Genomic DNA, 14,521 nt, shown 5'->3' on the forward strand with positions numbered 1-14,521 from the left:
GATAATTAAGCCATTTGTAAAAATCACTTAGTGCGTTTGGACGGGATAAGTTACAATTAATTTATGATGATAACTTAGGTTTTAACCTGAGTCTTTCCATATAAACCCAATTTATCTAAGTGGCAAAATTCAACTGGAATTTAAACACCATAAGATAAAGATCAATAAAGGACCCACATGCACTCATTACTTAACGTTGGAAATACCGGTACTCCACTTACCATTCTAGAAAAATCCACTTATACGCAATGGCTAAAGACACAAAGTCAAAGTGATCAGAATTGGTTACAACAAACTAGTTATCAAGGTGAAGGACTTGCGTTATTACCAAGTTTCTCTGTCGGTTCAGAAGGCTCTTTGAGCCAAGCTATTTTTGTCGTTGACGATGCTAACCATTACTTTGCTTGTGGCAACTTAATCACTCAACTTCCATCAAGTCAATATAAGCTAGAAGCTGCACCAGAACATCAACAAGCCATATGTTTTGCTTGGTTGGTTGGTGCTTACGAATTTTCATCATATAAAACAGATCGTAAAGAAAAAAATCTGCCTAGCCTCGCGGTCACTGAACAAGCATTAGTGAATAATGCAATTAAATATGCTGAAGCAACAGCACTCGTAAGAGATTTAGTGAATACACCTGCCGCTGATATGATGCCTGAGAACCTTGGTGAGACTGCGCAGTCACTAATAGATACTTTCGGTGGAAAACTATCGCAAATTATTGGCGATGATTTGCTAGCACAAAATTATCCTACGATACATGCAGTAGGTCGAGCAAGTGTAAATAAACCACGTTTAATTGACTTTTCATGGGGTGATGATCAGCACCCACAAATTACACTGGTAGGTAAAGGCGTTTGTTTTGATAGTGGCGGATTAGACTTAAAGCCATCTGCCGGCATGCGTAATATGAAAAAAGACATGGGCGGTGCCGCACATGTTTTAGGTTTAGCACGTTTAATTATGTCACATAACTTACCTATTTATTTACGTGTCCTTATCCCTGCTGTCGAAAACGCAGTTTCTAGTAATGCCATGCGCCCTGGTGATGTTATTACCACTCGTAAGGGATTAACAGTTGAAATAGACAATACTGACGCTGAGGGACGATTAGTACTTTGTGATGCTTTAGCTGAAGCAGAAAATGATAAACCTGATTTAATTATTGATTTTGCGACCTTAACTGGTGCGATGCGTGTTGCTCTAGGTACTGAATTACCGGGATTTTTCTCAACAAACGATGAAATAGCAGAAGGTATAACCACCGCTGGTAGCAAAATCAGTGACCCTGTGTGGCGTATGCCATTGTACCAACCTTACAATGATTTATTTAAAAGTAGCATTGCTGACATGACAAACTGCTCTGCCGGCCCTTTTGGTGGTGCTATTACCGCTGCTTTATATTTACAAAAATTTGTTGGTAAAGAGACTAACTGGGTACATTTTGATGTTATGGCCTTTAATGTTCGTCCTTTATCAGGTCGTCCTTTAGGAGGAGAAGCCTTTGGTATCCGCGCTATGTTTGACTATTTACAGATAAAATATAACTAACAACCATACTAAAATATTATTTTAACCTGAATTTGTTAATTATATTTTTTGGTAAACAACCAAGCAATAGGGCTTTAGATCAATTTGATTAAATTTATTCCAACTAAAGTCCTATTGCTGAGGGTTATTCTTCTATTATATTCTGCTATGCTCAAATAAATAGAGTTTTCTTAGTTACTTAAAGGTAATAATAATGAATAAATTGATATCCGGCATGCTATTAGCATTTTTGCTATCTGTACCTATTGTAACTATTCATTATTTTAGCGCCTATATATTTTCCTCCTTATTGTTGTCGACAATAACCATCGCAATTATAAGCTTTTTATCAATATTTATTATCACTAAGAAAAACCAACCTTCTCTCGAAAGTACCTCAACAAAAGCATCACAACAAGCGTCAAATCACTTTGCTAATATTGGCGAGCAAATGGGTAATCAGGTCAGTGAGCTTGCGATAAACTCCGCCGAGATTAGTTTCTTTCTTACTAAATTAAGCGAAGCTATAGAAAAATCCAGTGACGATGTTGACCGTCTAGCCACAGCAGCTGAAGAAATGTCAATGAATAGCAAACAAATACATGACAATGCTGAGCTAGCCTCACAACAATCTAACCAAGCGATGAATGCAAGTTCATCAAGCTCGCAACAATTACACGATAATATTTCTGTTGTTAATCTGCTTAGTGAATCAGTCAATAATGCTTCAAGTAAAATTCAATCACTTGAACAAAAAGCATTGGAAATACAGAGTATTACTGATGTCATTGATGGCATTTCTTCCCAAACAAATTTATTATCATTGAATGCGGCAATTGAGGCCGCTAGAGCGGGAGAACAAGGACGAGGGTTTGCTGTTGTTGCCGATGAAGTACGAGCATTAGCCGGTAAAACAGCTAACGCTACCCAGCAAATAGGTGAAATGCTAAAACAAATTAGCCAAGAAACTAACGAAACCACTACCGTTATGACCACAATAGTGAGTCAAACTGACAGTGTTGTGACAACCTTACAAGACTTGTCACAATCATTTACTGATATAGATAACTTAATGGCGGATTCATCTGCTGCTAGTAACCAAATTAGTCATGCGCTACAAGAACAAGATTTGGCCGCTGCTGAAATATCAACCTCTGTTGTTAGTTTGCATGACTTTCTTGTTGATAAAAGCCGTGAAACTCAGCATATTTCAACGCAAGCGCAAACACTATCTAACAGTACAGAATCGATTTTTGTACACCTATCAGAATTTGATAACAATACGCCAATCAATAACATGTGCAAACAAGCTGAACTAGCAGCTCAAAAGGTCGGCGAGCTTTTTGAGCAAAGCATTACGTCTAACAAAATATCACAACAACAACTTTTTGATTTTAATTATAAGCCTTTAGGAAATAGTATTCCGGAAAAATTCACAACAAGTTTTGATAGCTTTACTGATCAGAATCTACCTCAAATTCAAGAACCTTTGTTGCAAGAATTCAATGATATGATTTATGCCGGTGCTGTTGATATTAATGGCTATTTTCCAACGCACAATAAATGTTTTTCTAAGCCACTAACCGGCAACCCTGAAACTGATATGGTTAATAATAGAACCAAGCGATTATTTACTGATCCTACAGGTATACGTTGTGGCCAACACACCGACAAATTTTTATTACAAACTTACAAACGTGATACAGGTGAAATAATGCATGATGTGTCTGCTCCTATTTTCATAAACGGCAAACATTGGGGCGGCTTTAGAATCGGTTTTAAAGCAAAATAATAACTTGTATTTATTACCATTCTATACACTTCATTTACTACCTAGGTTGTAAATATAATTAATTAATGGCTCATAACATTAACCGTAATAATGATTGAGCTATCAACTCAAATTAAATCAAAAAATCTTACTTTTGTGGTAAAACTTCTCTTTACCACAACAATAATTTAATTAATACTTATGCGCTAGACTAAAGTATAAGGCTAAAAATCACCTCTTTAGACTTATGTCTAATTTCTTTAAGTACATATTAACCTTACCTTACCTTAAGACTCGAATGAACACTTAATCCATGCCGTATTGAAAAGTAGAGAAAAAATTCTGCTTTTATAATAAAAATAATTAATACAACAAATAATATTGCCTTAGGCAGATAAAATGGGGAAACATAATGTTTAAAATTCAAAAAAGTAAAACCTTGTTAGCGGCCGGCCTTTTAACTATGGCTAGCGCTGCGAATGCAGGCTACACCTTCGATCTTTCTGACGATGATAAATTAACCTTTGGTGGATATATTAAAGTTGATGCTCGCTACACCGATGGTGACGTTTCTCCTACAGATTATTGGTACGGTAGTGGCTCACCTACTGCAGAAGGTGGTACTTCAAACTTTGGTATTGCAGTAAATGAAACCCGCTTTAATACTAAATATGTACATGGCGATGTTACTGGTTTTATTGAAATGGACTTTTATGGTGATGCAGTTTCAGGCGGTGGTAATGAAATAGTATCTAATTCATCTAACCCGCGTTTACGCCATGCTTTTATTCAATATAAAAGTATCTTAGTGGGTCAAACATGGACAACATTTCAAAACACTAGCTCACTAGCTGAAGCCGCTGATTTCGGTGGGCCATTAAATGCTTCTGCTTTCATCAGACAAGGTCAAATCCGTTATACCAACGGTGGTTTACAACTATCTTTAGAAAATCCACATTCTGATAAAGGTGATAGTAGCCAAGATTCTATTCCAGATTTCATCGCTAAATATACCTTTAAAGGTGACTGGGGTAACGTGTCAGTGTCTGGTTTAGCACGTCAATTAAATACCGTGGGCGGTAGTACAGAATCTGCTTTAGGTTTTGGTATCGCTGGTCGAATTAAAACTATTGGAAAAGATGATTTCCGCTTCCAAGTGCATGGTGGTAACACTGGACGCTACGTTGGTGTAGTTGCTGCTAGAGATTTAGTTGGCGAGAAAGCAGAAAAAACCACTTCATTCATGATGGCTTATCGTCATTTCTGGACTGATGATATGCGTTCAACGGTATTTTATGGAAGTACAGATGCCGATTTAGCCGATACAAAACGTAATCACGTTGCTGTTAACTTATTTAAAGATATAACCAAACAGCTTTCATTTGGTGCTGAACTTGGTAACTTCGAAATGGATGAACTTGACAGAGATTCAACATACTTTCAATTATCAGCTAAATACGTTTTATAGTATTTAAAACGAACAAATCATATTAACTTGCGTTAGTTAACCTCCCATTGAGGTTATTTTGAGGAAGCTTTTGCTTCCTCTTTTTTGTGCAACGAATAATATTCAAAGCGATATCTCCAACTCTATCTATTAGTCATAAAAACGACTATAAACAGCTAATATCCTGATGATTTCTATGTAGGTAATATCTATAAGAGGCTATACTAACTTAATAGCTTTTCTTTCAAAGAGGTTTCTATGCGACTTTTACGTAAATTCACTATCCAGCAACGCCTGATATTACTTTTGGCATTAGTTTTATCTGGCTTTATTATTCTCAGCTCAATTAGCTTGTCTCAAGCATATCAATCATTATTAAAGCAAAAGTACAATGCGAATCAGCAAGTTGTTGAAACTGCATACGGTGTAGTAGAACATTTTCATCAGCAACAAAGCGATGGGCTTTTAAGTGAAGAGCAAGCCAAAACGCAAGCGATGCAAGTGCTTAACAGCCTTAGATATGAAGACAATAATTATTTTTGGATAAATGATTTTACACCTCGCATAATTATTCACCCGATCACACCAGCATTAAATGGTAAAGACGTTAGTACCACAAAAGATCCAGATGGAACCCTCCTATTTATTAATATGGTCAATGTCGTGCTAGACAAAGGTCAAGGCTTTGTCCCTTATAAATGGCCTAAACCTGGCATTGACAAGCCGGTAAATAAAATATCATTTGTTAAAGGATTTACGCCTTGGCAATGGATTATTGGATCGGGTACCTATATTGATGATGTAGATACTATATTTGAAACTCAGCGAAATTCATTACTGACTTATGTCTTTATCTTAATATTACTTATCACCCTTCTCGGTTATATTATCGGTAAAAGTATTATTGCGCCAACCAACGAAGCTTCAGACCTAATGAAAGATATTGCTGAAGGAGATGGCGATTTAACTCGTACTTTAGATGAAAAAGCACAAGATGAAATTTCACGTTTAGCGCACTATTTTAATGAGTTTACGACTAAAATGCGTGACTCCCTTGCCGATGTAGCAAACAACGCTAATATTGTACTTAGCCGTGCACAATCAGTTGCAAATGCCAGTGAAAGTGCACAGTTATTAACACAAAATCAGAGTGATATAACGACGCAAGTCGCTACTGCAATGGAGCAAATGACTTCTCAAATACGTGATGTAAGCAATAATGCTTCCGCTGCTGAAAATGCCGCCAATGATGCGCAAAAGAACACCAACCAAGGAAAAGAGATCATTTCAAATACCATCACGCAGATGCAGTCCTTATCAACCAATATTGATGGCGTTTCGCAAGTCGTAACTAGCCTTGCCGCTGAGAGTGTTAATATTGGTTCAGTACTTGATGTAATTCGTGGGATTGCTGAACAAACCAACCTGTTAGCACTCAATGCCGCTATTGAAGCCGCCAGAGCTGGAGAGCAAGGTCGTGGTTTTGCTGTCGTAGCTGATGAAGTACGAACGCTTGCGAATAGAACAGAGCAAAGTACCAATGAAATACAGCAAATGATTCAAAAATTACAAGCCGGTGCGCAAGAAGCAGTCGCGGCAGTACAAGTTAGCCAAGATATTTCTAACCAAACTGTAGAACAAACGAGTAAAGCCAATGATGCTTTATCTGAAATAGATAAACTAATGGAACTAATTTCTGAAATGAATACTCAGATAGCACGAGCGACAGAGCAACAGACTCAAGCAGCTGATGAAGTCAATTTACGTATTAATGATTTGGCCGGGATGACAGATGAATCTTTAGCAACATCAGAGTCTCTTTTAGACGCTAGTTCAGAATTAAGAGCCAGTAGCCATAGTATGTCAGAAGTAGTTGGACGTTTTAAGTTTTAAGTTTTAAGTAAAGCAGCATAAATATCAAACTACTAAAATAAAAAAACCAGTACTCACAAACTGTAAGTACTGGTAAAACCATCAAAAATTTTCAATCGACTGACCCAAAGGAATAAGTTGAATCAATGTGTAAAGAAGAAACTTGATGATTATGTGTCCTGAGGCATAATCACCAAGCTACCACCTTACTCCATTAGTTAAAGCGCCTGAGAGAGCATTCACTTGCCTCAACCAACATACAAATGATAATGATTTTCATTTACGTAGTCAACTGTTATTTTCATTAATTTAAAATATTTTTTAGCGACTAATATAAATAATCATAATGGCTAATCTCACCAAAACTATCATTATTCAATGCAGTGGGTAGTACAACGCCAATAGCGTCTGAAGGGAGGTGTTAAGCCACTTATTAAAGATACTAAGTGGCTTATTAAGATAAGCAGCCTAAAGTAAGCTTATTTTTTTAACTTGGCAAAAGCATCAGCAAAAGCATTGCCCATAACGGCATTTTCCACTTTTTGGCTTTTAGGTTTATGCGGCTTTCTTTGCGTAGCTTCTTGAGATTTATTATTGTGATGTTGAGGCTTGTTATTTTGCGGTTTATGTTGAGTACTTGCCCTTTCAGGTTTTGCCTGACCACTCCCATCGTTTTTACTCACACTATCATCTAAACGCATAGTTAAACTAATACGTTTACGAGCTGCATCAACTTCCACGACTTTAACTTTAACTATTTCGCCTGCCTTTATTATTTCTCGTGGATCACTGATAAATTTATCAGTAATTGCCGAAATATGTACTAAACCATCTTGATGTACCCCAACGTCAATAAATGCACCAAAATTAGCAACGTTCGAAACAACACCCTCAAGCACCATACCAACTTCTAAGTCAGCTATATTATTAACACCATCAGCAAAAGTCGCTGTTTTAAATTCAGGTCTAGGATCACGATTTGGCTTGATCAGCTCTTTAATAATCTCGTTAATTGTCACTTCACCAAATTGCTCAGTTGCCAACTCGCTAATATTAACCTGCTGTAATTGCTCTGCGCTATTAAGTAAGTCGGCACTATCAATATTAAGTTGCTTAATAATATTTTCGACAATAAGGTAAGTTTCTGGATGAACAGCACACTGGTCAAGCGGGTTATCACCACCACTAATACGTAAAAACCCTGCCGCTTGTTCAAAAGCTTTCGGTCCTAAACGAGCCACTTTCTTTAGCTGTTTTCTATTACTAAAAGCACCCTGCTCATCACGAAATTGAACAATATTATTTGCCATCGTTTTATTTAAACCAGCAACGCGTGTTAATAATGCTACTGAAGCTGAATTTAAATCGACACCGACTGCATTCACACAATCTTCGACAACATCATCAAGGCTTTGACTGAGCTGACTTTGGCTAACATCATGCTGATATTGACCAACACCAATAGCTTTGGGATCAATCTTAACTAACTCGGCTAATGGGTCTTGTAAACGTCTTGCGATAGACACGGCGCCACGTATTGAAACATCAAGGTCAGGAAACTCTTTAGCTGCGAATTCAGAGGCAGAATAAACCGATGCCCCGGCCTCGCTTACTATCATTTTTTTCGGTTTTGCTAACCCCGTAGTAGAGTCAAATTGCGCAATAACCTCACTGACTAACTTATCGCTTTCACGTGATCCAGTACCATTACCGATCGCAATCAATTCAACTTTATACTGACGGCATACATTTACTAAGGTACGTACTGATTTATCCCAATGGTTTTGGGGTGCGTGAGGGAAAATAGTGATGGTATGAAGTAATTTACCCGTGGCATCTACAATTGCAATTTTACAACCTGTACGTAAACCGGGATCTAAACCTAGTGTTACTTTCGCCCCAGCAGGTGCTGCCATTAATAAGTCTGATAAATTTTCAGCAAACACTTTAATTGCTTGTCGCTCGGCCTGTTCACGTAACTGCGTTAAAATTTCATTACTTAAACTAACACTCAATTTACTTTTCCAGGCTAAACGGACCGTACTCGTTAAAAAGCTAGCCGCTTTTTGCTGTGTTAATCGTAATGTTAAATGGTCATTAATAATTTGTTCAGCACTAGAAACGGTACCTTTTTCTTGACTAGGATCAACATCAATTTTTAACTGTAAAAAGCCCTCATTACGGCCACGCAACATAGCCAGCATACGATGTGAAGGGACTGTTTTTAATTTTTCACTGTGTTCAAAGTAGTCTCTGAATTTAATACCTTCTTTATCTTTACCCTTCACAACCTTACTGGTTAAATGTGCTTGCTTAAGGATATGGCTACGCAGTTTTTGTAATAGGTTAGCGTCTTCAGTAAAACGTTCAGCCAAAATAGCACTAGCGCCAGCTAATATAGCTTCTATATCATCAAAGCCTGCATCCTTTGTAACGACAGTAGATAAATAGGTTTGCGCTTCTTGCTCAGGATCAAGCTGCCAATTGTTAAAGAGGCTATTCGCTAATGGCTCAATACCCGCTTCAATAGCAATTTGCCCTTTAGTACGACGCTTAGGCTTGTAAGGCAAATATAAATCTTCTAGTCGAGTTTTATTATCAGCACTGTTAATTTGTTTAGCTAACTCTGCAGTCAATTTATCCTGCTGTTTTATGCTGGTTAAGATAACTTGGCGTCGAGCTTCTAAATCACGAAGGTAAACCAATCGAGTTGCTAGCTCACGCAAGTGATTATCATCTAAACCTTCTGTTGCCTCTTTTCTATAACGAGCAATAAAAGGTACGGTTGACCCATCATCTAATAAGTTAATAGCGGCATTAATTTGAGAGGTTTTAACTTTAAGTTCTTGAGCGATTTGCTCACTGATTTGCTCGGCAATAGCTGACATTGATTTACAGTTCCAACGTTAAATAAATAAGTGTTTTTCAATAGTAGCAAATCATACCAGAAAGTCGCTTTGTCGAATAACTACTAATATGCATTTAACTACTTTTGTACAAAATATAAGTGTATCAAAAAAGTATTTAGCACTTTGGTGCTAAATACTAAATAGCTTATACAAGTTAATATACGAAGTAATAAACACTTTAGAATGACAAGAATTAAATTAATAAAATAGCACAAACAAAAAACGTTACCTGAGATAATGGTTACTCGCCACATAGGTGAATTTATCTTATTCTTATGTTGCGATAATGCGCGCAGTATCACTGGCGCGCATTTATCAATGGATAGCGCTTAAACAGCACAATAATTTAAAGAAAGTTAAAGAGGATTGAAGATGACAATAACTAAAGGTGAAAAGACACGTCGACAAGTAATGGGTGAAGATTTCGTTGATCGAGCTTTAAAGAATTCCGATGAATTTGCACAACCTATGCAAGACTTCATCAATGATCATGGCTGGAGCTCAACCTGGCAACGAGGCGGAATAGACCTTAAAACGCGCAGTTTAGTTACAATAGCCATGCTTGCTGCATTAAGAACACCACAAGAGTTAAAAGGTCACATTCGCGGCGCACTTAATAATGGTGCTACAATTGAAGAGATACGTGAAGTCCTACTTCATAGTGCAGTATATTGCGGAGCCCCTGCAGCACAAGAGGCTTTTCGTGCAGCCAAAGAAGTACTAAACAACGACTAAATCAACTTAATCAAGGCATACATTGTTATGATCACTAACTCCTTCCTTAGCATTTTACCGACCCCATTAGGTGACCTTGCTATTTTTTCAGATAATGAAGCTATTTATCGTGTTAAATTTACCGATCGAGTTAAAGAGCTTGAGTTAATGAATGCCGATATTTATAAAGAAAACGAAATAACACTATTAGCAAAAAAACAGCTTTCTCAATATTTTAACGGTGAAATAACCACCTTTACTTTACCTTTAACACCTCAAGGAACGCCATTTAGACAACAAACATGGCAAGCGCTACAAAAGATCCCTTACGGCGAAACTCGTTGTTACAGTGAACAAGCGGAATTAATGAATAATATAAAAGCAGTACGTGCTGTTGGTGCTGCCAATGGTGCGAACCCAATTTCTATCATTATTCCTTGTCATAGAGTGATAGGTAAAAATGGTAGCTTAACCGGTTATGCAGGAGGGTTAGAAAGAAAAGCTTGGCTGTTGAACTTTGAACAAAACGCAGTACACAGCGAACAAGATATTGTATTAAGATAGACATCATCGCATGACCATACTATCAAATAGTAGGAATCATGGCTGATAACTATTTAAAGGTGTATGGTACTTTAGTGGAGTAGGAAACGATGTAACTTTAGCCGACTTTTAAATGTTAATAATTAATCGTTAATACTTAATACTTAACACGGTCCAATATTTTTCACCTGAAGGTGTACTCACAACCGCTTCATCATCTATTTCTTTTTTTAATAAAGCCCGTGCCATAGGTGAATCAATAGAAATGTAATCGTTACGACCAAAAATTTCATCTGGTCCAACTATTTTAAATTTTAAGTGCTCGCCCTCTTCATTTTCTAGTTCAACCCAAGCACCAAAAAACACTTTTCCTGCTTGCTGTGCATTGTAATCAATGACCTTAATATCTTCGAGTCGCTTGGTTAAATATCGAACTCGACGGTCAATCTCTCTTAGGCGCTTTTTATTATATTGATAGTCCGCATTTTCTGATCGGTCACCTAAACTCGCCGCCCAAGAAACTTTTCTGGTCGTTTCAGGACGTTCAACTTTCCAAAGGTGTGTTAATTCTTTTTGTAGTAGTTCAAAACCTTCACGGGTAATTAAATTTGTTTTCACGTTGGACTAACCTTGTAATTTACTCATCAGCTTCTAATTGGTACTTGGCAAATACTTAATACTGACAACGATTTATCAATCATTAAATAAGCCATCATTTTATCTCAGTTATTACTATTGGTATTATTCTAGCTAAGTGAATTCAATGCTATCATAGCATCGAATTCACTTAGCTAGAATAATAGCGACAATAACCCGCTAAACCAAATACCTAATCACGGAGCCTTCAATGAATAAAAGTATTATCACCAATTTTATTGCCTTAATAAGCACTTTATTAGGCTTATATCTAGGTAATCATATTTTATATACCGTCGGGTTGTTTGCTCTATCTGGCGCAATAACTAACTGGCTTGCAATACATATGCTTTTTGAAAAAGTACCTTTATTGTATGGTTCTGGTGTAATTCCCGCTCGTTTTGAAGATTTTAAACTCGCCATTCGCCAATTAATGATGGAGCAATTTTTCACTAAGGAAAATATCGACCGCTTTTTATCAACAGGCTCTGGGGCGGCGACTAGCATTGACTTAACCAACGTTATTGAAAAAATTGACTTAACTCCTGCTTTTAATAACTTAGTTGCCGTAATAGAAAACTCATCATTCGCGCCGATGTTAGCCATGGTTGGTGGTAGCGAGGCACTTCAACCAATGAAAACGCCTTTTATAGAAAAAATGAAGGTATCAATTCAAGAGATTAGCCAAAGTGAACAGTTTACTACGCTACTGCGTGAAGAATTAGAACAGCCTGACATGATTGAAAATCTACAAGCTAAAGTCAGCGATATTATTGAAAAACGCCTTAATGAATTAACCCCTCAGTTAGTGAAAGAAATCATTCAAGCGATGATAAAAAAACACCTAGGTTGGTTAGTCGTTTGGGGTGGCGTTTTCGGTGGTGTTATTGGTTTAATTGCAGCGCTTACCGCTAATTTTTAAGCCTTATAAAAAATCTATCATGTAAAGTTAAAAAATAGTCTTAAACATTAAACAAAAATCCTTAATTTTGCTGTGATTTTGAGCTATGCTGCTTTTTCTATTTCTGGGGTTTGCATAATCAAATTCAGCCCCGTACTTATAAGGTAAATTTCAGTCATGTTTGCTAGCTTAAAAACTTCACCTGCCGATCCTATTTTAGGTCTATTAGCTAAATATCGCGAAGATACCAACCCCAAGAAAATTGATTTGGGCGTTGGCGTTTATAAAAATGAAGCCGGTGAAACCACTGTGCTTAATTGCGTGAAAAAAGCAGAGCAACATCGTACTGATACCGAAACCAGTAAAGTTTACTTAGGCCCAACAGGCTCAACTCTTTTTAATGATGAGATGAGTAAACTTATTTTTGGTCAAGATCATAAAGTATTAAATGAGAACCGTGCTCGTACTGTTTCTACTCCAGGTGGTACCGGTGCATTGCGTGTCGCTGCTGAGTTTATTAAGTCATGTAAAGCAGGTGCGACTATTTGGGTAAGCAACCCTACATGGGCAAATCATACCGGGTTATTTGAAGCAGCTGGTTTAACGGTAAAAACCTATCCTTATTACGATTATGACAATAAAACACTAGATTTTGATGGTATGTTAGCTGCGCTTAAACAAGTTTCAGCGGACGATGCGGTGTTACTACATGCATGTTGTCATAACCCAAGCGGTATGGATTTAAACAACGAACAATGGCAACAAGTAGCAGAGGTAGCAAAATCTATTGGTTTTACGCCAGTTATCGACATGGCATATCAAGGATTTGGTCAAGGTTTAGACGAAGATGCCTACGGTTTACGTTTAATGGCCGCATCAGTAAAAGAAATGGTAGTTTGTAGTTCTTGCTCAAAGAACTTTGGTTTATATCGTGAACGCATTGGTGCTTGTACTATTATTGGTGAATCAAGTCTACAAGCAGATATTGCCTACTCTGTCGTGTTAAGTGTGGTACGAGTTATTTATTCTATGCCTCCAGCTCACGGTGCGGCATTGGTTGAAACCATTTTAACTTCTGATGAACTACGTAATGAATGGTATGTTGAATTAGCAGAAATGCGTAATCGCATAAATGGTAACCGCCAACTTATTGTTGATAAACTAGTTGAAAATGGTGTGACTCGTGACTTTAGCTTTATTACTAAACAAGCAGGTATGTTCTCTTTCTTAGGTATAACACCCGCGCAGGTTCAACAATTACAAGATGAATACAGCATTTACATGGTTGGCTCTAGCCGCATGAGTATTGCAGGTATTGCTAATAGCAATATTGACTACTTAGCACAATCAATTGCTAAGGTATTATAAGTAAAACGATAAATTATTTTTTATCGTCAAGGCTAGGTTTTTTTTATTCTAATAGAGTAAAATAAAGCTTAGCCTTTTTTATTCAAGGCATATTGAATCTTGTATGTATTTTTTCATTTAACTTCTATCCCATAAAAAACAAAGGAAAACATTGTGACGGCTTCTGGTAACTTATTTATTCTTTCAGCTCCAAGTGGTGCAGGTAAATCTAGCTTAATTAAAGCACTACTTGAACAAGGCAAAGAAAAACCATCAAGACCCATGCAAGTTTCTGTTTCGCATACAACTCGGGCACCTCGTCCTGGTGAAAATAATGGCGAGCATTATCATTTTGTTTCTGTAGAAAACTTTAAAACTCAACTTAAACAAAATGCTTTTTACGAATATGCCGAAGTGTTCGGTAATTATTATGGCACTTCAGAAGCCGCTATTGATGCTCAACTTGCTCAAGGTATTGATGTATTTCTTGATATCGACTGGCAAGGCGCACAGCAAGTACGAATGAAAAAGCCATCAGTCACCACGATATTTATTAGCCCGCCATCTCGACAAGAATTGGAAAGCCGCTTACGTGGTCGTGGTCAAGATAGCGAAGAAATTATCACTAGTCGTATGGCTCAAGCACAACAAGAATGCTCTCATTTTCAAGAGTTTGATTACATAGTGATTAATGATGATTTCCAACAAGCATTAGCGGATCTCACTACAATCGTAAATAACCAACGCTTAAAGTGCAGCCAACAAATGGTTCAGCATAAAACATTACTTGATGAGCTAGTGGATTAATAACGGGAAAATTTCTATCTCAGCAAGGCTTTTGCTTGCTA

11 protein-coding genes are annotated in these 14,521 nt (G+C 37.2%); 9 read left to right on the forward strand and 2 right to left on the reverse strand.

From position 1 onward, the window contains the following. The first annotated feature begins 177 nt into the window (after positions 1 to 177). From GQS55_RS19040 to GQS55_RS19055, 4 genes are all read left to right on the forward strand, one after another. Positions 178 to 1,554 carry a leucyl aminopeptidase family protein gene (locus tag GQS55_RS19040; RefSeq protein WP_159822171.1) on the forward strand — a complete coding sequence of 459 codons (1,377 nt, stop codon included), beginning with the start codon at positions 178 to 180 and terminating at the stop codon, positions 1,552 to 1,554. Positions 1,555 to 1,747: 193 nt separating this feature from the next. After that, a complete protein-coding gene (locus GQS55_RS19045) occupies positions 1,748 to 3,325 on the forward strand; it encodes a methyl-accepting chemotaxis protein (RefSeq protein ID WP_159822173.1) in 1,578 nt (525 codons plus the stop codon). Between the two features lie 391 nt (positions 3,326 to 3,716). Beyond that, complete coding sequence (locus GQS55_RS19050; RefSeq protein WP_159822175.1) at positions 3,717 to 4,772, forward strand: DcaP family trimeric outer membrane transporter; 1,056 nt, start codon at positions 3,717 to 3,719, stop codon at positions 4,770 to 4,772. A 237-nt stretch (positions 4,773 to 5,009) separates the two neighbouring features. Continuing rightward, a complete protein-coding gene (locus tag GQS55_RS19055; RefSeq protein WP_159822177.1) occupies positions 5,010 to 6,644 on the forward strand; it encodes a methyl-accepting chemotaxis protein in 1,635 nt (544 codons plus the stop codon). A gap of 458 nt (positions 6,645 to 7,102) precedes the next feature. Here the strand turns inward: GQS55_RS19055 and GQS55_RS19060 are convergent, their stop codons facing one another. Then, a complete protein-coding gene (locus GQS55_RS19060) occupies positions 7,103 to 9,511 on the reverse strand; it encodes a Tex family protein (protein ID WP_159822179.1) in 2,409 nt (802 codons plus the stop codon). A gap of 393 nt (positions 9,512 to 9,904) precedes the next feature. On the opposite strand from GQS55_RS19060, the gene GQS55_RS19065 reads away from it, so the two are divergent. Both GQS55_RS19065 and GQS55_RS19070 read left to right on the forward strand, forming a co-directional pair. After that, positions 9,905 to 10,267 (forward strand): carboxymuconolactone decarboxylase family protein, encoded by a 363-nt coding sequence (locus GQS55_RS19065; protein WP_159822181.1) that lies wholly within the window; start codon positions 9,905 to 9,907, stop codon positions 10,265 to 10,267. A gap of 27 nt (positions 10,268 to 10,294) precedes the next feature. Next, positions 10,295 to 10,810, forward strand: coding sequence for a methylated-DNA--[protein]-cysteine S-methyltransferase (locus tag GQS55_RS19070; protein ID WP_159822183.1), 516 nt, complete (start codon positions 10,295 to 10,297; stop codon positions 10,808 to 10,810). A 129-nt stretch (positions 10,811 to 10,939) separates the two neighbouring features. On the opposite strand, the gene greB is transcribed toward GQS55_RS19070, so the two are convergent. Next, positions 10,940 to 11,407, reverse strand: coding sequence for a transcription elongation factor GreB (greB, locus tag GQS55_RS19075; RefSeq protein ID WP_159822185.1), 468 nt, complete (start codon positions 11,405 to 11,407; stop codon positions 10,940 to 10,942). A 229-nt stretch (positions 11,408 to 11,636) separates the two neighbouring features. Here greB and GQS55_RS19080 point away from each other — a divergent pair, with 229 nt between their 5' ends. The 3 genes from GQS55_RS19080 to gmk all read left to right on the forward strand — a co-directional run bounded on the left by GQS55_RS19080 (position 11,637) and on the right by gmk (position 14,480). Next, positions 11,637 to 12,347, forward strand: a complete 711-nt coding sequence (locus GQS55_RS19080; RefSeq protein ID WP_159822187.1) for a DUF445 family protein — start codon at positions 11,637 to 11,639, stop codon at positions 12,345 to 12,347. 156 nt (positions 12,348 to 12,503) lie between these two features. Beyond that, complete coding sequence (locus GQS55_RS19085; protein WP_159822189.1) at positions 12,504 to 13,694, forward strand: amino acid aminotransferase; 1,191 nt, start codon at positions 12,504 to 12,506, stop codon at positions 13,692 to 13,694. Between the two features lie 153 nt (positions 13,695 to 13,847). Then, positions 13,848 to 14,480 (forward strand): guanylate kinase, encoded by a 633-nt coding sequence (gene gmk, locus GQS55_RS19090; RefSeq protein WP_159822191.1) that lies wholly within the window; start codon positions 13,848 to 13,850, stop codon positions 14,478 to 14,480. The last annotated feature ends 41 nt before the right edge of the window (positions 14,481 to 14,521 follow it).

Source organism: Colwellia sp. 20A7 (genome assembly GCF_009832865.1).
Classification (GTDB): Bacteria; Pseudomonadota; Gammaproteobacteria; order Enterobacterales; family Alteromonadaceae; genus Colwellia.

What these genes read in the sequence shown, in the direction of transcription:
- GQS55_RS19040 (WP_159822171.1), top strand. Translation starts at nt 178, where the DNA reads ATGCACTCATTACTTAACGTTGGAAATACCGGTACTCCACTTACCATT.
- GQS55_RS19045 (WP_159822173.1), top strand. Translation starts at nt 1,748, where the DNA reads ATGAATAAATTGATATCCGGCATGCTATTAGCATTTTTGCTATCTGTA.
- GQS55_RS19050 (WP_159822175.1), top strand. Translation starts at nt 3,717, where the DNA reads ATGTTTAAAATTCAAAAAAGTAAAACCTTGTTAGCGGCCGGCCTTTTA.
- GQS55_RS19055 (WP_159822177.1), top strand. Translation starts at nt 5,010, where the DNA reads ATGCGACTTTTACGTAAATTCACTATCCAGCAACGCCTGATATTACTT.
- GQS55_RS19060 (WP_159822179.1), bottom strand. Translation starts at nt 9,511, where the DNA reads ATGTCAGCTATTGCCGAGCAAATCAGTGAGCAAATCGCTCAAGAACTT.
- GQS55_RS19065 (WP_159822181.1), top strand. Translation starts at nt 9,905, where the DNA reads ATGACAATAACTAAAGGTGAAAAGACACGTCGACAAGTAATGGGTGAA.
- GQS55_RS19070 (WP_159822183.1), top strand. Translation starts at nt 10,295, where the DNA reads ATGATCACTAACTCCTTCCTTAGCATTTTACCGACCCCATTAGGTGAC.
- GQS55_RS19080 (WP_159822187.1), top strand. Translation starts at nt 11,637, where the DNA reads ATGAATAAAAGTATTATCACCAATTTTATTGCCTTAATAAGCACTTTA.
- GQS55_RS19085 (WP_159822189.1), top strand. Translation starts at nt 12,504, where the DNA reads ATGTTTGCTAGCTTAAAAACTTCACCTGCCGATCCTATTTTAGGTCTA.